The sequence below is a fragment of the Nodosilinea sp. E11 genome (assembly GCF_032813545.1).
Classification (GTDB): domain Bacteria; phylum Cyanobacteriota; class Cyanobacteriia; order Phormidesmidales; family Phormidesmidaceae; genus Nodosilinea.
Genome location: NZ_CP136520.1, coordinates 3,271,633 through 3,295,476, shown reverse-complemented (window position 1 = coordinate 3,295,476; position 23,844 = coordinate 3,271,633). Strand labels below are relative to the sequence as shown.

The window sequence follows — 23,844 nt, the reverse complement described above, 5'->3', positions numbered from 1 at the left end:
TACGCACAACTGGCCCAGAAACTGGCCCAGAGGTTGCCAATTTTAGCCACACCTCAGCAATGCGCCCCAGGATGGCTATGCTAGCGTCAGAGCACCCTCTGTTTATTACTGGCACCCATGGGGCGCACCCCTACCCTCACCTACGATCGCGGCACCCTGATTCTCCACCCGCCCCCGCGCGGCAAAAGCTGGGTTGACTTCGCCCATTGGGACGATCGCATCGAAAAATTCCGGATCCCGGCCCAGCAGTATCGCGCCCTGGTAGAAAAGCTGCGGGCCGAGCAAGTGCCCTTTAGCGATCAGGCCCAGACCTTTGCCTCACTAGCGCTTGATCCCCAGCTGAGCCTAACCCCTTACCCGCACCAGCAAGAGGCCCTTCAGGCTTGGATCGATCAGCGCTGGCGCGGCGTGGTGGTGTTGCCCACCGCCAGCGGCAAGACCTATCTGGCCCAGATGGCCATGCAGGCTACGCCCCGGCCCACGCTGATCACGGTGCCTACTTTAGACCTCATGCACCAGTGGTATGCCCACCTCAAGGCCGCCTTTCCTGATATCGATGTGGGGCTCCTGGGCGGGGGATCAAAAGACCGCACACCAATTTTGGTCGCCACCTACGATAGCGCCGCCATCCATGCCGAGAACCTAGGCAACCAATATGCTCTGCTGATCTGCGACGAGTGTCACCACCTGCCCAGCGACTTTAACCGAGTCATTGCCGAATATTCGATCGCGCCCTATCGCCTAGGCCTCACCGCAACCCCAGACCGGGCCGACGGTCGCCACGACGATCTCAACCACCTGCTGGGGCCAGTGGTCTACGCCAAGTCAGCCGCCGATCTGTCAGGCCATGCCCTAGCGCCCTTCCAGATTGTGCCGATTAAGGTCAAGCTCTCTAGTCAGGAGCGATCGCGCTATAACCAGCTAATCGCCCAGCGCAACCACTTTTTGCAGGAAGCCAACATTTGGCTGAGTTCGGCCCAGGGCTGGCAGCGGTTTGTCCGCGCCAGCGCCCAGTCGGCGGGGGGGCGACGGGCCATGCTCGCCCATCGAGAAGCGCGGGCGATCGCCCTGGGCACCGAAGGCAAGCTACGGGTCTTGGCCGATCTATTGGCCCAGCACTATCCCGATCGCACTATTGTGTTTACCAACGACAACAGCACTGTCTACCAAATTTCCGAGACATTTTTGATCCCCGCTATCACCCACCAAACCCCAGTCAAAGAGCGCCATGCCGTTCTCCAAGGGTTTCGCAGCGGCGACTATCCCACCCTGGTGGTCAGCCACGTGCTCAATGAGGGGGTCGATGTGCCCGAGGCCCGGGTGGCCATCTTGCTGTCGGGCAGCGGTTCTACCCGCGAATATGTACAACGGCTGGGGCGCATTCTCCGCAAGGGCAGTGGCCACAAACAGGCTGTGCTCTACGAGGTAGTTGCAGAAGAAACCACCGAAGAGGCGATCTCCAACCGCCGCCGTCAGGGGGTGCAGTCCTCCCCTGATCGCCCGCGCCAGCTTGAGTTGGTTCCCGTCAAACCCGTTTATAGAGCTGATCCCCTGCCCTCGGTGCCCCGAGCGGCTGAGGCACCATCGCCCGAATTGGACGACCTGCCCTATTAGGCCAATCCCTTAAAACAACCCTCCTTAGGCCAGTTGAAATGATCCCGAAGAAGTGGCAAGAATTACCGCTCACAAAAGCCCTCAACCGCTATCTTAGTAATAGGCAAAAGTCTTGCCGGACCAAGGTTAGGAGCCTCAACGCTCAGACCTGATGCCAGCAGTCTCATCACCTCTCCCAACCGGGTTGATCTACCTTGGGCTTCTCCCCACAGCCCACCTGTTAACGCCAACCTTTTTTCAGGCTGTCACCCAAACTTGGGCCACATCCCAGCCCCAAGTTAAGAAAGACCGCCAAGGAAGACCAAAGCAGGTAATCTGGGTTTTCTCCCCCTGTGCTCCAGTCCTCTGTACCATGCCCTCTGGGCAGTGTCTGGGCGATCGTCCCTATCGAACCGACCTCATCCCATTTTTGATCCCTGCCTGCCTTCATGAGTCACTTGTTTGCCACGGTTTTACTGCTTACCCTCGGTGCTGGTTCAGCGGGGCTACTAACAGCCTCCAGCCAGCCTCTGGCCCAACCGTTCTACCCCAGCCCACTGCAGACAAGCTTGCTGCGCCATAGCACTGCAGAGCCGACTCTCACCACCTACCTGGCTCAGCTCGATGTACCCGCCAACTCGGCGATCGACGAAGCGCCCAGGGGTGCGATCGCAGCCACCATTTGCGTTAACCTACCCGACTGGCAGCGCCCCTCTGAGCATGCTCAACTCAAGCAGCTCGAAACCATGCCCCGCTACGGTAATGACCTAGACCTCCAGAATGATCCCCTGGTAGACATCGCCAAAGACTGGTGGAGCCACGACGTTTTTTCATTCACCACCTATGGTCTCAGCGCCCGCACCGATCCCCTCTATCTCTCTGGGGTATGGACGGCCCTAGAGAACACCTGGGACTGCTACAACGGTGACCAAGCCGAGCAAATTAACCAGGGTGATCTGGCTGAAATATGGCTGCTGCATCACCGCCTGGTGAACCTAGCTTGGCAAGACAATCAATACGTCGCGACCGTTGAACCTGGTGAGGCTGGGCTTCAACTTGTGCAGTTTCCTCGGCAAGAGAGCAGCCAAGGATTGCCCCTGAGCATCATCACCACTACGGGCCAAGCGTTAGCGGTCATGTCTGGCGACTGGTAACTCTGGGCCAAATATCCTTGTGCAACCAGAACTGGCACAAACAAAAGCCCTCTGAGCTAGCTAGCTCAGAGGGCTTACTCTCAACAAATTCACACACCAAAACTTACAACAGTGTCGGACCCATCAGCCGTGATTAACTGGCGGCTGGCCCGACTCTAGCAGTCTAAAGAGCCGGAGTAGTCGCTGCGGCATCTAGCCACCCTGCACTCAGCACAACCGTGAGGCCCATAAACAGTACCGTGAGGGTCCAGGTGACGCGATTAAGCGTTGTTTCAGCACTCTTGGTACTGGTAAACAGCTGAGCCTGCCCGCCCAAACCGCCCAAGCCATCGCCTTTGGGGCTGTGCAGCAGCACCAAAGCCGTCAGACCCACGGCTGCCACCATCCAGATGACCTTCAAAATTGTGGTAACTATCATCGCGTTCCTAGCCTAGTTCAAACCCAATCTTCACTATACCTCAAGCCCCAGAACCCTTTCAGACCCGATCTAGGCTTACGCCTAGATTGAGAGCTTCACCGGAGTGCGGTTGTTGCGAATCTCCATATCGGCGGGGAGAAACATCGATCGCCCGGTCATTTCTGGGGGCTGAGGCAGACCCAAAATTTGCAGAATCGTGGGAGCAATATCAGACAGTCGCCCGTCTTCTCTCAGGTTGACGTCACCACCGTAGGCAGGTACCTTGAGCTTCTCCCCTTCAACCAAAATAAAGGGCACCGGATTGGTGGTGTGGGCCGTCCAGGGCTTGTGGTTTTCGTCCCACATCAGCTCAGCGTTGCCGTGGTCGGCAATGATAATCGCTGTTCCCCCGGCCTTGCCAATGCCGTCAATCAGTAGGCCTAGCTGATGGTCAACAGCCTGCAAGGCGGTGATAGTGGCATCCATCTTGCCGGTATGCCCGACCATGTCGGGGTTGGCGTAGTTAATTACCACTAAGGAATATATGCCTTTCTCAATCGCAGCCAGAGCGGTGTTAGTGACGGCTGCCGCTGACATGGCGGGGGCCTTGTCGTAGGTAGCGACCATGGGGCTAGACACTAGCTCTCGATCTTCGCCTTCGAGGGGTTCTTCGAGACCGCCATTAAAGAAATAGGTGACATGGGCATACTTCTCGGTTTCAGCGGTGCGAAACTGCTTCAGGCCGTGATTGGCTATCACCTCACCCAAAATGTTGCTCAAATTTTGGGGCTGAAAGGCCACTTTGACTGGCATCTCGGGATCGTACTGAGTCATGGTGACGAAGTTAGGCGGGGCAATGAGTTCTCGCTCAAAGCCTTGGAAGTTCGGGTCAACCAGAGCTTGGGTGAGTTGCCGGGCCCGGTCAGGGCGAAAATTGAAGAAAATGACACCGTCTTCAGGAGCGATCGCCCCAGGGGCCAGCCGCACCGGCTCCACAAACTCGTCATTAATATCTTGCTCGTAGGAGGCCAGCAGCGCTTCCATAGCCGTCTGGCCACTGCCGGGGCCAGGGTCAGTCATGACCCGATAGGCTTTCTCGACGCGATCCCAGCGGTTGTCTCGATCCATCGCGTAGTAGCGGCCACTGAGGGTGACCAAGCGGCCCAGACCCAGTTGATCAACGTAGTCCTGAATTTTTTGTACCGCCACTTTGCCTTCGGTCGGCTTAGTGTCGCGGCCATCAGTAATCACGTGGATGCAAACTTGATCAATATCTTGGGCTTTAGCCATCTCAAGCAAGCCAAACAGGTGCGACAGGTGCGAATGCACTCCGCCCTCTGAGCACAGCCCAATTAGGTGCAGCTTGCTGTTGCGGTAGCGAACTCCCTGACAGGCCTCTAGTAAGGCCTCATTCTCTTGCAGGGTGCCATCTTCCACGGCGTCAGAAATACGCACCAGTTCTTGCGGCACAATGCGCCCCGCACCAATGTTGAGATGGCCGACCTCAGAGTTGCCCATCTGGCCCTCAGGGAGCCCCACATCTTTACCCGAGGTGCGAATCAAGGTGTGAGAGTAGGCAGCCCAGAGGCTGTCCATCACCGGAGTTTTAGCCGCAGCAACGGCATTGCCATCACTATTTTCCCGGTATCCCCAGCCGTCGAGAATGATTAACACCATCGGCGGAATTGACGTTTGACTCATGGGTAAGAATCCTTGGGACTTGGACTAACGTCTTAGTAATCATACTATCCAGAAAATCAGCCTCGGTTCTGAGCCGGGGCAGCGCTGGATCGGTCATTAAGCAGCGCCCTTTAAACAGCGCTTAGGTAGATAACTTAGCCTTACACCACCGCAGAACCACCCGCGGTCAAGGGATCGAAGATCGCACACTTGGGCTCAGCCTAAACTTGCTGCGCCAGCTAAGGGGTAGGTAAACCTTTAATTTAAGCAAGATTTTTTATAAAAGGCATATTACTCTACATCTGCATCATTTTGTAGCGTTGGCCTTACGCTTGGCCTGCTGTTGCTGGCGCTTGGCGGCAGCCTTGGCTTTTCGCTCGGCGTCTAGGGTCGCTTGCTTGGCGGCCTCGGCTTCTTCGGCCACCTTGTCGAGATAGTAATGATAGTCACCCCGATACAGGCGCAGCTCACCATCGCGAATTTCGACAATTTTGGTTGCGACGCGGGAGATGAAGTAGCGATCGTGGGACACCAACAGCACGGTGCCATCGTAATGCTGGAGAGCCTCCTCCAACATCTCCTTAGCAGGAATGTCTAGGTGGTTGGTGGGCTCGTCGAGCATCATCAGGTTGGCGGGGCTCAGCAGCATTTTGGCCAGCGCTAGACGGGCCTTTTCGCCACCGCTCAGAGCTTTCACCTGTTTAAATGCCATATCGCCGGTGAACAGAAACCGCCCCAGCAGAGTACGCACTTCTTCGTTGGTCCAGTCGGGCACTTCGTCGTGGATGGTGGCGATCACAGTTTTTTCGAGATCTAGCGCTTCGGCCTGGTTTTGCTCAAAATAGCTGGGGATCACATTGTGGTTGCCCACCTCGACTTGGCCGTCGGTGGGAGTTTCGAGACCGGCGATCATCCGCAGCAGGGTCGATTTGCCCGAGCCGTTGTGGCCCAGAAACGCAATGCGATCGCCCCGTTCGATCAGCAGATTGGCCCCCAGAAACAAAATCTTCTCGTCGTAGTTGTGGGTCAGATCGGCAATAGTGACTACCTCGCGGCCACTGCGGGGAGCAGGGGGAAAGCGGAAGTGCAGGGTGCGGACGCTGCCGGTGGGGGCCTCAATCCGCTCTACCTTGTCGAGCTGCTTTTCGCGGCTTTTAGCTTGGGTGCTGCGGGTAGCGCTGGCCCGAAAGCGATCGACAAAGGCCTGCTGTTTAGCAATTTCTTTTTGCTGGCGCTCGTAGGTACTGAGCTGGGCGGCTAGATTCTCTTCCTTTTGGGTCAAATAGGCCGTGTAGTTGCCCAGGTAGGTGGTAGAGACGCCGCGCTCGGTCTCAACGATCTGGGTACAGAGGCGATCGAGAAACTCCCGGTCGTGAGAAACGATCACCATCGGGGTAGTGAGCTTTTTGAGGTAGCCCTCAAGCCACTCAATGGTGTCGAGGTCAAGGTGGTTGGTGGGCTCGTCGAGCAGCAACACGTCGGGGGCTTGTAGCAAAATTTTGCCTAGGCCCATACGCATCTGCCAGCCGCCGCTAAACTCGCTGACGTAGCGATCGCCGTCAGCCGCCTCAAACCCCATCTCAGGCAAAATCTTCTCAATCTGTGACTCTAAGCCGTAGCCACCCAGGGCATCAAAGCGCCGCTGTAGCTTATCCAACTCGTGAATCAGCTTGTCGAGTTCGTCGGGGTTGGCACTCTCCATCAGCGTGGGAATGTGATGCAGCTTTGACTGCACCTCGTTGGCCTCTTTAAATACGGTCCAAAATTCGTCACGCACAGTGTGGCTGGGGTCAACCTCAAACTCTTGCGACAGGTAGGCGATCTTGAGGTCAGCAGGGCGAATGATCGTGCCGGTGGTGGGCTCAATTTTGCCAGTGATGATCTTGAGCTGGGTCGACTTACCCGCGCCGTTGACGCCGACTAAACCAATGCGATCGCCCGGTTTCACCTCCCAGTTCACGTCCTTGAGCACCTCCCCAGTGGGGTAAATCTTGCTGATGTGTTCTAAACGCAGCATGGGCGGCTCCAAAGGCGGGGAGTAAACGAATCTTTACCAAAGGTAACGAAAAATGGGGCCAGGTTGTCGACTTCTGCGCTATGTCGCTAATTCATCCTTGAGAGAAAAATCCATACGTCAGATTTTCACAAAAAAAGGACGCAGCTCAGCTACGTCCCCGTTATTCATTGGCAGGGCATTAGCCCCAGTAGCGAGTGACTACTTCTTGATGTCTTTTGCCATTTTGCGAAACATATCGAGATTGGTATCAACCTTGCGGCGATCGGAGTTCGCATCCTTCTTGAAGGCGGGTTGCACAGAAACGTCGGCCTGGGAAATTTTTTCCACAGACAAGCCCTGGTCTTGCAGGCGCTTAGCTTCCATCGCAGAAATTTGCCGAATGCTTTCTTTCTCCCCGGTTTCACCCCGCTTTTTGGCATACGTGCGCCGCACGGTTTTAGACGATCGCATGTACTCGATGTTGCCGTAGCTCTTGGCGTCGTCTTCGCTCAAAAAGTAAGCTCCGCCAACTTGCTTAATGGTGGGTTGCTGAGCAGCGGGTTGCTGCCGCACCGGGCGGTCTGCTTCTCCGGGGTTCTTAGCTTTGCCGCCAAACAACCCGCGAATAAATCCAGTCATGAAACTCTCCTGCGTCTGTAAAGAGTAAGGTCGAATGAGCCAAGCCCGCAGGCAAAGCGCCCTTGAGCAGGGCAGATAGCCAGACTAGACTTAGCTGAAGGTTTGTTAACTACTATGTTAACTTTTGTTGGCAGAAAAGTTAGGACGAATTCGCTCAATCCGCGTTTTGTATCGGGTTAGGCGTTTATGAGAGCGGTGGGTAGGGCCAGGCAAGTCGGCTTTCCATTTCTGGCGCATCGGGTCTGGGCGCAGACCAAGAAATACTAGAGTGGGTAAGGATGTTTTATCGCCCTGCCATGGTCACTTCTCCGTCTTCGCCCTTTGCCACCGCTGTGCCCATCGATCGCATTCGCTACAACGACCAGGGGCTGGTGCCTGCCATCGTGCAAGACTACCTCGACGGCACCGTGCTGATGATGGCCTGGATGAATGCCGAGTCGCTGCAAAAGACCTTAAACACCGGCGAAACCTGGTTCTGGAGCCGATCGCGCCAAGAGTTTTGGCACAAGGGGGCCACCTCGGGCCATGTGCAAAAGGTGCAGTCGATCCGCTACGACTGCGACAGCGATGCCCTGCTAGTCACCGTAGAACAGTTGGGTGACATCGCCTGCCACACTGGCGAGCGCAGTTGCTTTCACCAGATCGACGACCACAAAGTTGCGCCCCCAGCTGACACGCTCTCGCAAGTGTTTGGGGTAATTTGCGATCGCCGCGACCACCCCAACCCCGCCTCCTACACCTGCAAATTGCTGGCGGGGGGCGACAACAAAATTCTCAAAAAAATTGGCGAAGAAGCCGCTGAAGTAGTGATGGCCTGCAAAGACGATGACGCTGATGGCATAGCCGGAGAAGCCGCCGACTTGATCTATCACACCCTCGTCGCCCTGGCCCACCACGGGGTCGATATTAAGGACGTTTACCGCAAGCTTCAGGCGCGGAGACGGTGACGGGACTTAAGGGTGGAGAGTGGATGGGTGGATGGGTGGATGGGTAGAAGAGGAAGTGGATGAGCCAAAAATCAGGTGGGAAACAAACGTGGCGTTGCCTGCTATCGGAATGATTTGCCTCTTACCCCTACAGCCTCAGAAGAATCCGATCCACAACGTCAACCAAGTAACCTCTCTACCTCCTGACCTCTTGACCTCTTTACCTCCTAACCTCTTTACCTCCTAACCTCCCCCATCCCCTCCCACTCATCCACCCTCCTACCCTCCCACTCATCCACCCTTAAACCAGCGGCGTCTTCGCCGGAATCCCCGGCAGACGCGGAAACTGGTCAGGCGTGCGCTCTGCCTTGGTGAGCACGACGTTGTGGCGCACGCCCTGGGTTAGAGGCGTGACCTGCGATCGCACTTCGCTCAGCTGCCCCCCCAACCGCTGGAGAATGGCGGTTAACCCAGCTTCTTCTGCCGCCGTCCACTGGCCTCGGTAGAGCACGGCTTGCCCCCCTAATTTGAGCAATGGCAGGGCGTACTCAGCGCAGGTGTTGACTGGGCCAACGGCCCGCAGCAGAGCCAAGTCGTAGGCCTCTCGGTGGAGAGGTTGGTGGGCAACCTGCTCAGCCCGCTGGGGCAAAAAGCTAACGTTATCGATCCCCACGCGTTCACAGACGGTTTCTAGCGCGGCAAGTTTTTTACGGGTAGCATCGAGCAGAGCGATCGCCCAATGGGGAAACACCAGCGCCACCGGCAGGCCAGGAAACCCACCCCCGGTACCAATATCCACCACTCGGAGCCCCGGAGCGCTGGCTCCAGCCTCCCTCAACCACGGCGCTACCCCCTGGAGCGAATCCCACAAGTGCTTTTCCCAAAAATCAGCGGGGGAGGTAATGCGCGTTAAGTTAACCTGCTGGTTAGCCAGCAGAATAGCGTCGTAAAGAGTCTGAAAGCGCTCTTGCTGGTCATCCGTCGGCTGCCAGTGCAAAGTGCTTTGCCAGCGATCGCTGGACGTCGGCAATTGATTCATGTGTTCCCTATCCTGCCGTTGAGGCCCTATCCACCCTATCCTGCTGTGGATGACAGTGTAGTTTGAGGCACCGCTCTAAGCCTGCCGTGGTCGAGCTGCCAACAGCGATCGGCCAGATGAGCCAGTTCATCTGCATCGTGAGAAACCACCAGCAGCGTCCAGTTTTGCTTCAGCTGCTTGAGCAGCCCAATGATCTGCTGACGCATAGACCAGTCTAGCCCCGCCGTAGGCTCATCTAGCAGCAGTAGATAGGGCTTGCGAATCAACTGCACCGCCAGCGCCAACCGCCGCTGCTGCCCGCCGCTGAGCGCATGGGGGCCAGCCTTAAGTGGCAGATGGTCCAGCCCAACCGCCTTTAGGGCTTGCTCAATTTGGTTGCGAGCCAGTTCTGGATGCCCTAGACGCAATTCTTCTAGCAAACTGTGACCACAAAAGTGGCGTTCTGGGAATTGAAAGACCAGCCCGGCCAACTGCCGCAGTGCCTCTGGGTCTAAGTCTTGCTCTCGCCACTGAATAGCACCCTGGGTGGGTTGGGCAAACCCCGCCATCAGCTCCAGCAGAGTGCTCTTGCCCGAGCCACTGGGGCCGTAGATCAACCCCAGGTGCTGGGGTGGCAGCTCCAGAGAAATGTTTTTCAAAATAGCCGTTTGACTGGCCGGTGGATGGTAAGTGAGTTCACGAAGATAGAGCATGCCACCCCAGCAGTAAAACAATGGGCGATAAATTTGGATTGAGCAGGCACCATTCAAGCCAGCCTATTTCCAGTTTGCCCTACAGGATTGGTCTTGGTAGACCGAATAGCAATTTAGGTAGGAGCTAGGCCAGTGTAGCTTCTGTAACATTACTGCCACAAACTCCACTGGAATTCGCCACAATTGAGCCATCAAGGACCACGATAGTTGATCGAGCAGGCATCTTTCCCTCCATGTCGTACGGTTTCGGTTCAATGCTTCAGGTCGTAACGGATAATTCACTATGGTTTTAAATGCTCGGCTCATCCCGACTCGCCTGGGTTCACGCTGCAAAGCAGTATTGGCAGGCACTCTCACCACAGCGTTCCTCGGACTAGCACCCATGGCAGCCCAAGCGGGGGATCCGTTTCGGCCCAACAATCCCCACTCTATTGGCGACAGCACTGAAGCGGTGTTTAATGCACTGTTTTATGAGGGAAATTACACGGCAGCTCAGACTCTGGTTGGCCAGGCCATGGCCGATGAACCCGATGAGCCCATGAACTATGCCATCGCCGCCGCTCTAGGCTATCTCAATAAAGACTTAGACAAGCTGGCCCAACAGGCCCGCCTGACCCAACAAACCGCCGCTGCACTCAAGGCTACCGACCCCCTGCGAGGCCACCTCTATACGGCAGTGGGGATTTTTATGGAAGGAGCCCACGTTCTGCAAACCCAGGGCATTGCTCGGGGCACTCCCACGGCCCTGCGCCTTTTGCAGCGGGTCTTTAGTGAACTGGAGGCGGCAGAGCGCATCGATCGCAATGATCCCGAGCTCAGCTTGCTCAAAGGCTTTATGGATTTGCTGCTGGCAGTCAACTTACCCTTTGCCAATCCTGATCAAGCGATTGCCCGACTGCAAAATGGCCGCCCAGCCTACCTATCGCACCGGGGGGTTGCCATTGGCATGCGCGACCTAGGCCGCTACCCCGAGGCACTAACGGAGGTGGATAAGGCGCTGACCGCAGCTCCCAACAACCCCGATTTGCTCTACTTGAAGGCTCAGATTCTATTCCTTCAACAGCAGTATGAGGCCAGCTTGCCCTTTTACCGATCGGCCCTGACCTACGCCGATCAACTGCCGACATCCACGGCCAGACAAATTGCCTACGAGGCCTGCCTCGCAGAGGGCGTAGTGCCCGAGGCCTGCTCTGAGAGATCGCAACTCAACGCGCGTTAGTCTCCGAACGGTTCTGCTGGTTAAGCCCTATGCTGAGTAATGCAGTATAGGGCTTTGCTATGCAGGTCGAATTTCGCGAGTGCGACTTCTTTAACCTTTGGATCTGGCTCAAGTTTGAAACCGTGCCCTCCGTCATGGAACAGCAGTACGTTGACGAAGTCTTTTCGTCATGGTTTTTCTTGGGCAAACTAGGCGGGTTTAACGCCGAAAACCTCCAGGTGCAAGATACGGGGCTCGATATTAGCTATCTACCCTACGACCAAAACCAGCTCAGCAACAGCATGCTGTCGGTCATGCACAACATTGGCGAAGTGGAATACGACGGGCTGTGGGCGCGTTGTTGGATTGATCTAGGCACTAGCGATGCCCTGGCGATTGACGTGCTGATCAATGCCTTAGAGCAGTTCAGCCGTGAATATGTCGTCGTTGAGACCTGCTACATTGGAGGCGAAAATTCTGACTGGCCCATTCCAGGCAGCGGTCAGCCCGAATTTGTCGATGAAGACGCCTAACTAATGCCTGAACCCAGTGGGCCATGACAGCACTGCCGTGACCCACTGGCTTTAATGAGGTAGGACTATTTAACGGATTAACGGAACATGCTGCTGACGGAGCTTTCTTCGTGAATCCGCCAGATGGCTTCGCCTAAGAGGTTAGCCATTGACAGCACCGTCAGCTGCTTAAACTGGCGAGCCGCCGTCATCGGAATCGTGTTGGTGACAATCACTTCCTCAAACAGCCCTGCCGATAGGCGCTCTACAGCGGGCGGTGAGAAGACGGGGTGAGTGGCACAGGCATAGACCTGCCTAGCCCCCTCTTGCTTCAGCAAGCGAGCCCCTTCGCAAATCGTGCCAGCGGTATCGATCATGTCATCGACCAGCACGGCGGTTTTGCCCCGCACATCCCCCACCACGTTCATCACCTCAGCAACGTTGTGGGCTTGACGACGCTTGTCAATGATGGCCAAAGGGGCATCGTTTAATTTTTTGGCAAAGGCACGGGCGCGGGCCACACCGCCCACGTCAGGGGAGACCACCACCAGGTCTTCTAGCTTTTTGCTGGCGATGTAGTCGATTAGCACCGGCGTGCCGTAGACATGGTCGCAGGGAATATCAAAATATCCTTGAATTTGAGCAGAGTGTAGATCAATGGCCAGCACCCGACTGGCCCCGGCCTTAGTCATCAGGTTGGCCACGAGTTTAGCGGTGATTGACTCTCGACCAGCGGTTTTGCGATCGGCGCGGGCATAGCCATAGTAGGGAATTACCGCCGTAATCTGCCGTGCCGAGGCTCGTCGACAGGCATCGATCATAATCAGCAGTTCCATCAGGTGATCGTTCACCGGATAGCAGGTGGGCTGAATCAGGTAAACATCACAGCCTCGAATCGACTCTTGAATTTGGATATAAACTTCACCATCGGCGAAGCGTTTGCGCACCATGGGGCCAAGATCAAGCCCTAGATAACGGGCCACTTCTCTAGCCAAATCAACATTGGCTGAGCCAGAAAAAAGCTTCAGGCGACTGTTATCCCCAAAACTGGGCAGCAACGACGTTTGAAGCGGTGCGGTGGCAGAACGAATCACAGCTTAGCCCTCTTCCTTTGGAGCAGTTTCACCTAGAAAATCGTAACACTCTCCCCTCAAAAGCTTTTGAGTATTTACCCTTATAACCCAGCACCGGGCTAAAAAACATACTCGTTATTAACAGGGCTGCGCCTAACAAGCCCTTAACCCCAACCAAGGGCGAGTGTTTGAGCTGCGGCATCGTGGCCGCTTTTTGGCTAGGTCAGCCTTAGGCTGCGCTGGGCTTTAGTGTTGCCCCCATTTATCTACTCACATATCTACTCACAGGTTAACTAACCTAAAACTCGTCGGCTAGCCATTCAAGCGCTCGCTCTCCCAAAGAGAGGGGAACACTGACGGCTTTGCCCAGACGGGGGCGATCGCGGGTTTCAGCGATCCACCGTTGCACATAGTCAACTTGCCCCCACTCGTTGAGATAGAGCGCTACCCGGTCAAGATGGGTCAAATACTCGTCTTCACTGAGGGGAAACGATGCCTGCTCTAGATAGCGCCACATGACCTGGAGAAATATTTTGCCCTGGGTACGTCGGAACTGAATATCAAAGGAGTAGCCCCATTTCTCAATGAGAAGCCCCTGCAAATCTGCCCCTGTCATGCCGCCACCTTTGCCATCACCATCGCCGCCACCCATACATTTCTTTACAATACGCCCTGTCGACTCACCCGCACTAAGCCCAAGATGCACTCCCTTATAAACCGACTAAACCATCCATAAAGTTAGGTTCTGAGGCTTAATAATTCTTCAAACAGCCTCTCATCCCTTCCTAAACGCCGAAATCCTTGTTTTATAGCGTTTTGCACCCCTCTGAAAGCCAGAATCTGCGATCGCTTAAGCCAGTTAACCTTTAGTCATGATTTTCGGCGAACAGCAAGGTGCAATAATACGATTGGTAAAGCTAAAGGCGTGGTCAGCGACATCAGGACTGCTCCAATTGGTGCCCCGTCAAGGGTTTACCTGGCCCAGGGTAAGGACAGTATGTTCCCCTATGGGTCTAGGTTTCAGCCACCGCCGTTGATAGCTGTTATTCGTTTGAAACAGGTATACCAGTCTGGATTATGACTCAAGCTTCTGGAACCTCCGATGTCCCTGATTTGGGACGCCGCCAATTTATGAACCTGCTGCTGCTGGGGGCTGCCTCTGGAGCCGTCGGGGGCATGTTATATCCCGTTATTAAGTACTTCGTCCCGCCGTCTAGCGGCACCGGTGGGGGCGGGGTAACCGCCAAAAACGAACTGGGCAACGATGTGATTGCGAGCCAGTTTGTGGAAACCCACAACCCCGGCGATCGCGTGTTGGTACAAGGCCTCAAAGGCGACCCGACCTACCTGGTAGTGCAAGAAAGTGGTTCCCTAGAAAGCTACGGCATCAACTCCATCTGCACCCACTTGGGCTGTGTGGTGCCCTGGAACGCCAGTGAAAACAAATTCATGTGTCCTTGCCACGGGTCTCAGTACGATGCCACCGGTAAAGTCGTGCGTGGGCCAGCACCGTTATCTCTAGCCTTAGCCCACGCCGATGTCACAGAAGACGACAAAGTTTCTCTAACCGATTGGACTGAAACCGACTTCCGCACCGGCGAATCTCCCTGGTGGGCCTAGGCTACGGCAAACTGCGACAAACACCCCAGTTGACACAACCCTTGAACGCATGAATAGATTCATCTCCTTAATCAATGGCCTGCGCCCTCTTGCCATCACCTGTGCCGCCATTCTGACGGTGTTTGCAGGCTGGTTGGCGGTTCCCCAGAGCGCTGAGGCTTACCCTTTCTGGGCCCAAGAAAACTACGAAACCCCTCGCGAAGCCACCGGTCGGATTGTCTGTGCCAACTGTCACCTGGCGGCTAAGCCCACCAAGGTGGAAGTGCCCCAAGCCGTCTTACCCGATTCAGTCTTTAAGCTCAAAGTTGAAATCCCCTACGATCTCAACACCCAGCAGGTGCTGGGCGACGGCAGCAAAGGCGGGCTAAACGTCGGCGCTGTGGTGGTATTGCCCGAAGGCTTCAAGATTGCCCCCCCGGAGCGGATGTCTGAGGAGCTCAGAGAAGAAGTGGGCAGCACCTACTTCTTGCCCTACAGCGATACTCAAGAAAACATTGTGCTGGTAGGTCCCCTACCCGGCGAACAATATCAGGAAATCATCTTCCCCGTGCTGGCTCCAGACCCCAGCCAAGATCGCTCGGTTTCCTTTGGAAAGTACCAAATTCACGTCGGTGGCAACCGCGGTCGTGGTCAGGTATACCCCACGGGTCAGGCTAGCAACAATACCGCTTACAACGCCACTGCTAGCGGCACCGTGACCGATGTTGAGCCCCAAGCAGCGGGTGGCTATGTGGTTACGATTCAGTCTGATGCGGGTGGCACTATCACCGAAACCATTCCCGCTGGCCCTGAGTTGCTAGTTGCCGCAGGCGATGTGGTCGAAGCTGGTAAGCCATTGACTGCTAATCCCAATGTGGGTGGCTTTGGTCAGATGGATACAGAGATTGTGCTGCAAAGCCCTAACCGCATTAAGGGTCTGGTGGCCTTCATCGCAGCCGTCATGCTGACCCAGATTATGCTGGTGCTGAAGAAGAAACAGGTCGAGAAAGTTCAGGCCGCTGGCATGACCTTCTAGCCTAGACTTCCATCACGGCCTTGAGGGTCTAGCTCAGCTCGGCCCCTCAAGCCTCTTTGAAAAGAGGGACGCTAATAGCGTCCCTCTTTTCGGCGTTTTTAGGATCAGCACAGCTGAATTACTCGAGACGCTTTCGTCAGGGGTCTGTTTGGTAAGCTACAATTGTTAAGTCTTTTTGCATATTCGGAACTTGTCTTGAGCTTCCTAACGTTTGGCGCTCGGGGGTAGTTTCGTTGCCCGCTTGTTGTCGCCCAGGTTTTACAGAGTATGACGCTTCCCATTCGCAACGTTGCAATTATTGCCCACGTTGACCACGGCAAAACCACACTGGTGGATGCCCTGCTAAGGCAGTCCGGCATTTTTCGCGAAGGGGAAGCCGTACCTGACTGCGTGATGGACTCGAACGACCTAGAGCGGGAGCGGGGCATCACCATTCTGTCGAAGAATACCGCCGTCCGCTACGGCGAGACCCTGATCAACATCATTGACACGCCTGGACACGCTGACTTTGGTGGTGAGGTCGAGCGAGTATTGGGTATGGTTGACGGTTGCATTCTGATCGTCGATGCCAACGAAGGCCCGATGCCCCAGACTCGGTTTGTGCTGAAAAAGGCTTTGGAGAAGGGGTTGCGTCCCATTGTGGTGGTCAACAAGATTGACCGCCCCCAGGCAGAGCCCCATGGCGCGGTCGACAAGGTGCTCGATCTCTTTATTGAGCTGGGTGCCGACGACGATCAGTGCGAATTCCCCTACCTGTTTGCCTCGGGGCTGGCGGGCTATGCCAAAACCAAGCTCGAAGACGAGGGTGTAGACATGAAGCCCATGTTCGAGGCTATTCTCGACCACGTGGCTCCTCCCGTCGGCGATCCCGAAAAGCCCCTGCAAATTCAGGTCACCACCCTCGATTATTCCGAGTACCTGGGCCGGATTGTAATCGGCAAAATCCACAACGGCACCATCAATGCAGGGCAGCAGGCCGCCCTGGTGAAAGAAGACGGCAGCCTGGTGAAATCAAAAATCTCCAAACTGCTGGGCTTTGAAGGTCTGAGCCGGATTGAGATCGAGCAGGCCTCGGCGGGCAACATTGTGGCGGTAGCCGGCTTTGCCGATGCCAACATCGGTGAAACCATCACCTGCCCCACCAACCCTCAAGCGCTGCCGCTGATTAAGGTGGACGAGCCCACCCTCCAGATGACCTTCGTGGTCAACGACTCGCCCTTTGCGGGGCAAGAAGGCAACTTTGTCACCTCGCGGCAGCTGCGCGATCGCCTGATGCGTGAGCTAGAGACCAACGTGGCGCTGCGGGTCGAACCCACCGATTCTCCCGATCGCTTCTCGGTCTCGGGCCGGGGCGAACTGCACCTGGGCATTTTGATCGAAACCATGCGCCGGGAAGGCTACGAGTTTCAGGTCTCCCAGCCCCAGGTGATCTACCGCGAAGTCAGCGGTCAGCCCTGCGAACCCTACGAGCTGCTGGTGCTCGATGTACCCGAAGATGGCGTGGGTGGATCCATGGAGCGTATCGGCCAGCGCCGAGGCGAACTGCAAGACATGCGGATTATGGGAGACGGTCGTGCCACGCTTGAGTTTGTGATTCCGGCTCGGGGCTTAGTTGGCTTTCGCGGCGAGTTCATGCGTCTGACCCGAGGCGAAGGCATCATGAACCACAGCTTCTTAGACTACCGCCCCCTCGGTGGTGACATTGAGGCTCGTCGAAACGGGGTGCTAATTGCCTTTGAAGAAGGGGTGGCCACCTTCTACGCCCTCAAGAACGCTGAGGATCGCGGCGTGTTCTTCATTACCCCCGGCACTAAGGTGTATAGGGGCATGATTGTGGGTGAGCATAACCGCAACCAGGATCTCGAACTGAATATCTGCAAAACTAAGCAGTTGACCAACCACCGGGCTGCTAGCGGCGACGAACTGGTGCAGCTACAAAGCCCTGTCGATATGAGCCTAGAACGGGCCCTAGAGTACATTGGCCCTGACGAGCTCGTAGAGATCACTCCCGAGTCGATTCGTCTGCGCAAGATGACTAAAAAGTTAGCCAAGCGTTAGGCCATCTGAGTTTAGGCTCGACCCAAAGCGTCTACATCTCGCCTGCTTTCACGCGCAGAGCATCAGGATGTAGGCGTTTTGGTTTTTAAACCGCTGGGCTAACACAGCGGTTGGGTATGCTGAGGCATGGTGCCAGAGACCTGCAAGCCAAGTTATACCAACTCCGAATCACATAACCCCGTTTTCTAAAAGGCAAAACCATAGGGGCGTGGCGTAGCTAAGCTAGAGGCTTTATCGCATTTGCTCTACTCAATCGGGGGCGATTACGCAAGATTTAGGATTACCTGGCGCTCAATTTATTAGCAGTTGACCGAGGGGATAAGCGGTTTGAAACGACTCACGCAGTGGCTAGAGCATCGCTGGGTTAACCCAGCCTACGTAGGCTGGATTTTGTTAGGTCTAGCCCTGTTCTTCTTTGCGGCGGCCACCAATACCCTGGCAGGCTGGCTCTACGTTATTAGCGGCGTCATGCTGGCACTGCTGCTGGTAGCCGCGCTATTGCCACCGCGTAACCTCCAGGGCCTGGTTGTGACGCGATCGGTCATCCAACCGGTCACGGCTGAAGTGCCGCTAGACATCGAGCTACGGGTGCGCAACTCCCAACGGCAGTCAAAGGGGCTATTTCAAGTCATTGACTGCCTGCCGCCTCGGCTGGGAGGGCTTCAAACCACAGCTGTAGGTCTGCTACCGGGAGGCCAAACCTACACCTGGCGCTATCAGGTGCCGACCACCCGCCGTGGCGTCTATCACTGGCAGACAGCTGACTTACGCACAGCCGCGCCTCTAGGACTATTCTGGTGCCGCCGAACAACGATGGCAGCGGCTACAGCGGTGGTTTATCCCCAGGTGTTGCCCCTTAAGCGCTGTCCTCTACTAGACACCGTAGGTTCTCGCCATGGTCAGCACTGGCGCTACAGCCCTCAGGCGAAAGCAGATACTCAGGGGGTAACGCGATCGCTGCGGCCCTACCGCTGGGGTGACCCTACCCGGCTGATTCACTGGCGCACCAGTGCCCGCTACGGTGAGTTGCGGGTACGTGAGCTTGAAACGATGACGGCTAGTCGCGAAATTATTGTGGCGCTGAACACCGCCGCCCGCTGGGATGACGCTAGTTTTGAACAGGCGGTCATCGCTGCCGCGTCGCTTTACACCTATGCCCTCAAGCAAGGGTTTGCCGCTGCCCTGTGGCTGCCCCGCGAACAAACCTTGCGAGACTCTAGCCGGGTCATGTATGCCCTAGCGGAGGTGACTATGGCAGCCACTAGCGATCGCGGCGGCACCCTCCTTCAGGCACCCACGCTGTGGCTCACGACCACTGGCACACAACCCATCACTCTGCCCAGTGGCAGCCGTCAACTCGTCTGGGGAGGCGGTGACAATCCTGGGGTCAGCAGCACCATCAGCACCCTAACCATCAACTCCACATTACCCCTAGAGCCTCAACTCCAGTCCAACCTGCCTTGACAATGGTAGCCATCCAAAAAATAGACAAAAAAAAGGAGAGCTCAAAACAGCTCTCCCTACCATCAGGGTGCATCTAGATACCATGCTAGCTCAAAATTTGCATGGGGGGTATGACCCCTCATTAACTTTTATCAATGAAACTACTAGATCTCATTGATTCAGCTTTTGACTAAGTAGTTGATTACTCAATTTTGGATCCACACGGCCTCCGCTCTGCTTCATGAGCTGCCCTACAAAGAAGCCCTGGAGCTTTTTCTTGCCGCCGCGATAGGCGGCGAGTTCTTCGGGATGGGCCGCGAGCACCTCATCGATCATGGCCTCAATTTCAGCGGGATCAGAAATTTGACTCAGACCTCGCTCTTCTACCAGGGCTTTGGGGGAACCGCCCTGGGTCAGCAACTCCGGCAGCAGATCTTTACCGATTTTGTTGCTAATGGTGCCTGCCTCAATCAGTTGCACCAGCTCTGCTAGAGCAACTGGGGTCAGGGGCAGGGCATCAATCGAGAGTCTTTCGGTATTGAGGTAGGCCGCGATGTCCTGGGTAATCCAGTTGGAGGTGAGTTTGGGGTCGGCCCCTGCGGCTACGGTTGCCTCAAAATATTCGGTAATCGCCCGCTCATCGCTGAGCACACGAGCATCGTAGGGAGATAGCCCGAAGTCTGTTTCGTAGCGGGTGCGCTTTTGGGCCGGTAGCTCAGGCAGATCGGCTAGCCAGCTCTCTTTTTGCTCCACCGACACCACAATCGGCGGCAGATCGGGCTCGGGAAAGTAGCGGTAGTCGCTGGAGCCTTCTTTGACCCGCATGCTCTTCGTGCGCTGGCTGCTTTCATCCCACAGACGAGTTTCTTGAACGATGGTTTCGCCCGCTTCGTTGGCCTTGACCTGCCGCTCGATTTCGTACTCGATCGCCTTTTGAATGGCACTGAAGGAGTTCATGTTTTTGATCTCCACCTTGGTGCCAAACTCGGCTTGGCCCACCGGACGCACGGAGATATTCACGTCGCAGCGGAGCGACCCTTCCTGCATGTTGCCGTCGCTAACCCCCAGATAGCGCACAATGCGGCGCAGTTCCTGGGCATACTCAGCGGCCTCTTGACCGGTGCGAATGTCGGGTTCAGAGACAATTTCAATCAGCGGCACGCCAGCTCGGTTGTAGTCGACTAGAGAATGGGTCGAGCCATCAATGCGAGTCTCGTTCCGCGCGATTCCGCTAGCGCTGCCGCCGTGCACCAATTTACCCGCGTCTTCTTCCATATGCAGGCGGGTGATGCCGATGCGCTTGCGGGTGGCGGCCTTAGTTTTCTTATCGATCAGCTCAATTTCTAGCCAGCCATGCTCAGCAATAGGCAGATCGTATTGGGAGATTTGATAATTTTTAGGGAGGTCGGGGTAGAAGTACTGCTTGCGGTCAAACTTGGAGTAGGGCGCAATTTGGCAATTTAACGCTAGCCCAGCTTTTACGGCGTACTCTAGCACCCGCTGGTTGAGCACCGGCAGCACCCCAGGCATGCCTAGCACAATGGGGTCGATGTAGGTGTTGGGGTCGGCACCAAAGGCCGTGGAGGCCGGAGAGAAAATTTTGGTTTCGGTGCACAGCTGGCAGTGGGTTTCAAGACCGATGACAGCTTCATACTTGGTTTTGGCAGGGGCCGCAGTGGTCATAGACCGCTCCAATGGACAATCACAGTAGCTTGCCTATTGTAGCTCTGGAGGGGGTGCGGAGGTGGGCCAGCAACGGCGTTTGCCGAGTTACGGCCAAGCTAGCCAGTCAGGAAAGTGGGAATTAGAGCAGCATGCCTAAAATCATACCGACTAGCAACCCGAAGCCGAGCTGGACATTTTGCCTGAAGACTTGCCCGTAGAGGCTCAAGGGTGGGTTGTAACGGCTGAGTAGATATGACTGCCGGGACCAGGCCATCAGCGCGATCGCTAACCCCAGCCAGTAGGGCAGAGCCAAAAAGAGCAATAGGCCTAGCCAAATGAACAGCAGCCAGGTGCCTAAATAGCAAAAGCCCACAAACTGGGGGGTGTAGTCACCAAAGTAAAGGGCCGCAGAATTGACGCCCAAGCGGCGATCGTCGTCGCGATCGGGGATGGCATAGACGGTATCAAAGCCGAGGGTCCAGAGCACCACGGCAAGCCACAATATCCATACGGGCAGCTCTAGGGTGCTCTTCACCGCTGCCCAGGGAATCAGTACCGCAAACCCCCAAGCCAGAGATAGCACCAGCTGCGGCACCGGAAACACCCGCTTTGCCAGCGGGTAGAACAAAATAAATGGCACCGCCAACACGCAGAGCCAAAAGCTAAGGGCATTGAGATAGAGCGATAACCCGTAGGCACAGAGCAGCGATACCAGCAGGACGCCCAAACCGACTTGTACCGTGAGATCGCGGGCCGCCAGGGGGCGGGTACGGGTGCGGGCCACATGGGGGTCAATGTTACGATCCCACAGGTCGTTGACGACGCAGCCAGCTGCACTGGTCGCCAGAGTGCCCAAGATGATGACACCCACTAATGGCAACGGCGGCTGCCCCTCGGCGGCCAGCACCACCGACCACAGGGCCGGGATCATTAAAATGAGTCGCCCAGCCGGCTTGTCCCAACGCAACAGTCGAATGATGGCATCGAAAAGGGAGGGTCGAGGACGGGTAGAAGGACTCGCCATAGTCGCCGGGGATCACTGTAGGGATACAGTCTTCAGCATAGCGGCCCTCGGGCTAGGCCCCAAGGTAGACCCTCAAGATAGAGGCCAAAGGCCAACGCCACGGCCTGATAGGGAGTACGTGTTTGCAGCGACAGTGCCCCTGCTGTGCGGCCCTGGGTGCCCCGACCGGTTAGGCGACTTCTGAAAAATTTTCTCCCTGATGGTGGGCAGTGCCCATCCTACGGTGGTTACAGTCGCCGAATACAGCGGGGAGCTTCTTTTCTAGCAATCTCCTTAGCTAGAGCGAGGGATGGCCGGTTGTGCCACTGTCGGGTGGGGGGCGATCGCCGTAGATCGGCATGGCTTTAGCAGTCAGCAAGCTGAGATCGACGGGCGGCAAGGGCTCTTGTCGGTGGCGCAGAAGAACGGTAAAACCGCCTGCCCCGAGCCCCGATTGAGGCCACAGCCGGTAGCAGGGAAAGCTGGCCAGGGGCGAAGCGTAGTCAGCCAGGACGGGCACCTCAACCGCTTCAAACTGAGGAAATTTTTTGAGTAGCCATTCAGCGACTTGCTCATTTTCTTCTGAGGAAAAGGTACAGGTCATGTAGGCCAAGTAACCGCCCCCGGCCACGGTTTGGGCGGCGCTGGTGAGAATACGTTTTTGACGGCTGGCATTTTTTTTGATGGTGACCGGATGAAAACAGCCCAGGGCCTGATCGCCCTTCGCCAGCAGCGACTGCCCACTACAGGGGGCATCGACAATGACCACCGAGGCACTGTGGGGCATCTGCTCAGCAAAGGCTTGAGGATCGAGGTTGAACACCAGCGCCTCAGTCGCCCCGCACCGCTTGAGGTTTGAGATTAAAATTTTGACCCGTTTGCGAACGACCTCGTTGCACCAGAGGCGATCGGGATGAAATGCCTGGCGCGCCAGCAGGCTCTTTCCCCCAGGGGCGGCACAGAGATCGAGCACTGACTCTACCGGGATCGCGATCGCGCTGAACACAGCCGCCGCAAATACCGAAGCCATATCTAGGCAGTAGTAAGCCCCCGCCTGGTGCAGGGCATGGCGCCCAGGTCGCTGATCCGCCGCCAGGCGATCTACCCAAGCCGGCTGCCAGGGCAGCGGCGGCGCGATCGCAAAGGGAACCTGCTCGGGACGCGGCTGAGTCCAGACAATGGCGGCAGGGTAGGGTTGAGGGTGGACTAAGGCATCGATAAAGGCAGCGCGATCGCTCTCCTCAGACCATAGCCGACGACTCAGTTTTAGCAGCAGGTTAGAAGCGCCCATAGGCCAGGATTATGCCACAGCCTGGGGTTAGACACCGCAGCAGGCCATATTGCTTTGCATCAGGGATCCATCAACGGCTCTTAACAAAGACGCTTAACTAGAGTAAGCCAGGAAACTCAATATCGATTGCCGGATCTACCTAGAGAAGGATGCAGAATAGAACAAGCAGTTATTTGTAATTGAAGCCTCTGCACCCTGATATTTAAAACCTGTTTACAAAAGCAGACTATCTATTTTATCTTGACCGCACTTTATTACACAGCGATACTACCCTTGTTTGAGGCGATCCCCGACAGGTTTACGTTGAGTAAAGTTTTTTGGATTAGCCGTTCATACAATTGTGACTATGCCTAACAAGAATATAAAGAAAATGTGAAGTCGATTCATTTACCTTAGAGGCCAAGGTCTAGCAAAGCCTAGGTGTTTGGGATTTTAGATTCCACAACCCTTAAATTTTCCAAGAGTAAGAATGGGGAGGTACGTGCAGCTTTAGGAAGCCATTATGAAATCAGTGCAGTGCCAGGTGTCATCTTGCAGCCGCTGCCGTTTTTATGATCCCGAGGGGCGGCGAGGAGGGCAGTGTAGCCAACTGGGAGTGCCCGTAGAGAGCCGTTGGGCACCCTGTTCTTTGGCTGCACCCGTGTTTACTGGCGATCTTGTAGACATGCAGCCTCTCGACTTTCTACCTCAGCCCATCAAATTTGATTTTTCTGAAGTATTGCTAGAAGCCGCGTTGCTAGAGGCTGCTTTAGACGCTCCTTCAGTGCCTGGCCACCAAGCGAAGCCAGCCCGGCTACAACCTGCCCCTGCCCGACTGAACTATTAAATTGAGCCTGAGCCTGCATGATTC

Annotated in this window: 21 protein-coding genes; 10 read left to right on the top strand and 11 right to left on the bottom strand. The window is 55.9% G+C overall.

What is annotated here, in order from left to right; translation table 11 throughout:
• Nucleotides 1-117: 117 nt before the first annotated feature.
• Nucleotides 118-1,614 (top strand): DEAD/DEAH box helicase family protein, encoded by a 1,497-nt coding sequence (locus RRF56_RS16710; RefSeq protein WP_317034314.1) that lies wholly within the window; start codon nt 118-120, stop codon nt 1,612-1,614.
• A gap of 428 nt (nt 1,615-2,042) precedes the next feature.
• Nucleotides 2,043-2,747 carry a hypothetical protein gene (locus RRF56_RS16705; RefSeq protein WP_317034313.1) on the top strand — a complete coding sequence of 235 codons (705 nt, stop codon included), beginning with the start codon at nt 2,043-2,045 and terminating at the stop codon, nt 2,745-2,747.
• A 163-nt stretch (nt 2,748-2,910) separates the two neighbouring features.
• Here the strand turns inward: RRF56_RS16705 and secG are convergent, their stop codons facing one another.
• From secG to RRF56_RS16685, 4 genes are all read right to left on the bottom strand, one after another.
• Nucleotides 2,911-3,165, bottom strand: coding sequence for a preprotein translocase subunit SecG (gene secG, locus RRF56_RS16700; RefSeq protein ID WP_317034312.1), 255 nt, complete (start codon nt 3,163-3,165; stop codon nt 2,911-2,913).
• A gap of 81 nt (nt 3,166-3,246) precedes the next feature.
• Entirely contained in the window at nt 3,247-4,845 is a 1,599-nt protein-coding gene (gene gpmI / locus RRF56_RS16695; RefSeq protein ID WP_317034311.1) for a 2,3-bisphosphoglycerate-independent phosphoglycerate mutase, read from the bottom strand.
• 286 nt (nt 4,846-5,131) lie between these two features.
• Nucleotides 5,132-6,841, bottom strand: coding sequence for an ABC-F family ATP-binding cassette domain-containing protein (locus RRF56_RS16690; RefSeq protein ID WP_317034310.1), 1,710 nt, complete (start codon nt 6,839-6,841; stop codon nt 5,132-5,134).
• A 198-nt stretch (nt 6,842-7,039) separates the two neighbouring features.
• Nucleotides 7,040-7,459 (bottom strand): hypothetical protein, encoded by a 420-nt coding sequence (locus RRF56_RS16685; protein ID WP_317034309.1) that lies wholly within the window; start codon nt 7,457-7,459, stop codon nt 7,040-7,042.
• Between the two features lie 296 nt (nt 7,460-7,755).
• On the opposite strand from RRF56_RS16685, the gene hisIE reads away from it, so the two are divergent.
• Nucleotides 7,756-8,406 carry a bifunctional phosphoribosyl-AMP cyclohydrolase/phosphoribosyl-ATP diphosphatase HisIE gene (gene hisIE / locus RRF56_RS16680; RefSeq protein ID WP_317034308.1) on the top strand — a complete coding sequence of 217 codons (651 nt, stop codon included), beginning with the start codon at nt 7,756-7,758 and terminating at the stop codon, nt 8,404-8,406.
• 280 nt (nt 8,407-8,686) lie between these two features.
• Here the strand turns inward: hisIE and rsmG are convergent, their stop codons facing one another.
• Both rsmG and RRF56_RS16670 read right to left on the bottom strand, forming a co-directional pair.
• The gene (gene rsmG / locus RRF56_RS16675) at nt 8,687-9,424 is read right to left on the bottom strand and encodes a 16S rRNA (guanine(527)-N(7))-methyltransferase RsmG (RefSeq protein WP_317034307.1); all 738 of its coding nucleotides are present in this window, start codon (nt 9,422-9,424) and stop codon (nt 8,687-8,689) included.
• A gap of 35 nt (nt 9,425-9,459) precedes the next feature.
• Nucleotides 9,460-10,116 carry an ABC transporter ATP-binding protein gene (locus tag RRF56_RS16670; protein WP_317034306.1) on the bottom strand — a complete coding sequence of 219 codons (657 nt, stop codon included), beginning with the start codon at nt 10,114-10,116 and terminating at the stop codon, nt 9,460-9,462.
• A 382-nt stretch (nt 10,117-10,498) separates the two neighbouring features.
• Between RRF56_RS16670 and RRF56_RS16665 the strand changes: the two genes are divergently transcribed.
• Together RRF56_RS16665 and RRF56_RS16660 are read left to right on the top strand one after the other, a co-directional pair.
• Entirely contained in the window at nt 10,499-11,335 is an 837-nt protein-coding gene (locus tag RRF56_RS16665) for a Sll0314/Alr1548 family TPR repeat-containing protein (RefSeq protein WP_317034305.1), read from the top strand.
• Between the two features lie 59 nt (nt 11,336-11,394).
• Nucleotides 11,395-11,847, top strand: a complete 453-nt coding sequence (locus RRF56_RS16660) for a DUF3531 family protein (protein WP_317034304.1) — start codon at nt 11,395-11,397, stop codon at nt 11,845-11,847.
• A gap of 77 nt (nt 11,848-11,924) precedes the next feature.
• Here the strand turns inward: RRF56_RS16660 and RRF56_RS16655 are convergent, their stop codons facing one another.
• Complete coding sequence (locus RRF56_RS16655) at nt 11,925-12,920, bottom strand: ribose-phosphate pyrophosphokinase (RefSeq protein ID WP_317034303.1); 996 nt, start codon at nt 12,918-12,920, stop codon at nt 11,925-11,927.
• 277 nt (nt 12,921-13,197) lie between these two features.
• Complete coding sequence (locus RRF56_RS16650) at nt 13,198-13,515, bottom strand: DUF3067 family protein (RefSeq protein WP_410510626.1); 318 nt, start codon at nt 13,513-13,515, stop codon at nt 13,198-13,200.
• 461 nt (nt 13,516-13,976) lie between these two features.
• On the opposite strand from RRF56_RS16650, the gene petC reads away from it, so the two are divergent.
• The 4 genes from petC (at nt 13,977) to RRF56_RS16630 (ending at nt 19,056) form a co-directional block, all read left to right on the top strand.
• Nucleotides 13,977-14,519 (top strand): cytochrome b6-f complex iron-sulfur subunit, encoded by a 543-nt coding sequence (petC, locus tag RRF56_RS16645; RefSeq protein WP_317034301.1) that lies wholly within the window; start codon nt 13,977-13,979, stop codon nt 14,517-14,519.
• 49 nt (nt 14,520-14,568) lie between these two features.
• Complete coding sequence (petA, locus tag RRF56_RS16640) at nt 14,569-15,534, top strand: cytochrome f (protein WP_317034300.1); 966 nt, start codon at nt 14,569-14,571, stop codon at nt 15,532-15,534.
• Nucleotides 15,535-15,801: 267 nt separating this feature from the next.
• Entirely contained in the window at nt 15,802-17,592 is a 1,791-nt protein-coding gene (typA, locus tag RRF56_RS16635) for a translational GTPase TypA (RefSeq protein WP_317034299.1), read from the top strand.
• Nucleotides 17,593-17,919: 327 nt separating this feature from the next.
• Complete coding sequence (locus RRF56_RS16630; protein ID WP_317034298.1) at nt 17,920-19,056, top strand: DUF58 domain-containing protein; 1,137 nt, start codon at nt 17,920-17,922, stop codon at nt 19,054-19,056.
• A 150-nt stretch (nt 19,057-19,206) separates the two neighbouring features.
• Here the strand turns inward: RRF56_RS16630 and gatB are convergent, their stop codons facing one another.
• The 3 genes from gatB to RRF56_RS16615 form a co-directional block, all read right to left on the bottom strand.
• Complete coding sequence (gene gatB, locus RRF56_RS16625) at nt 19,207-20,718, bottom strand: Asp-tRNA(Asn)/Glu-tRNA(Gln) amidotransferase subunit GatB (RefSeq protein WP_317034297.1); 1,512 nt, start codon at nt 20,716-20,718, stop codon at nt 19,207-19,209.
• A gap of 121 nt (nt 20,719-20,839) precedes the next feature.
• A complete protein-coding gene (locus tag RRF56_RS16620) occupies nt 20,840-21,724 on the bottom strand; it encodes a 4-hydroxybenzoate solanesyltransferase (RefSeq protein WP_317034296.1) in 885 nt (294 codons plus the stop codon).
• Between the two features lie 277 nt (nt 21,725-22,001).
• Nucleotides 22,002-22,994: an RsmB/NOP family class I SAM-dependent RNA methyltransferase gene (locus RRF56_RS16615; protein ID WP_317034295.1), complete on the bottom strand. Its 993-nt coding sequence runs from the start codon at nt 22,992-22,994 to the stop codon at nt 22,002-22,004.
• A 628-nt stretch (nt 22,995-23,622) separates the two neighbouring features.
• Here RRF56_RS16615 and RRF56_RS16610 point away from each other — a divergent pair.
• Complete coding sequence (locus RRF56_RS16610; RefSeq protein WP_317034294.1) at nt 23,623-23,820, top strand: hypothetical protein; 198 nt, start codon at nt 23,623-23,625, stop codon at nt 23,818-23,820.
• Nucleotides 23,821-23,844: the final 24 nt, after the last annotated feature.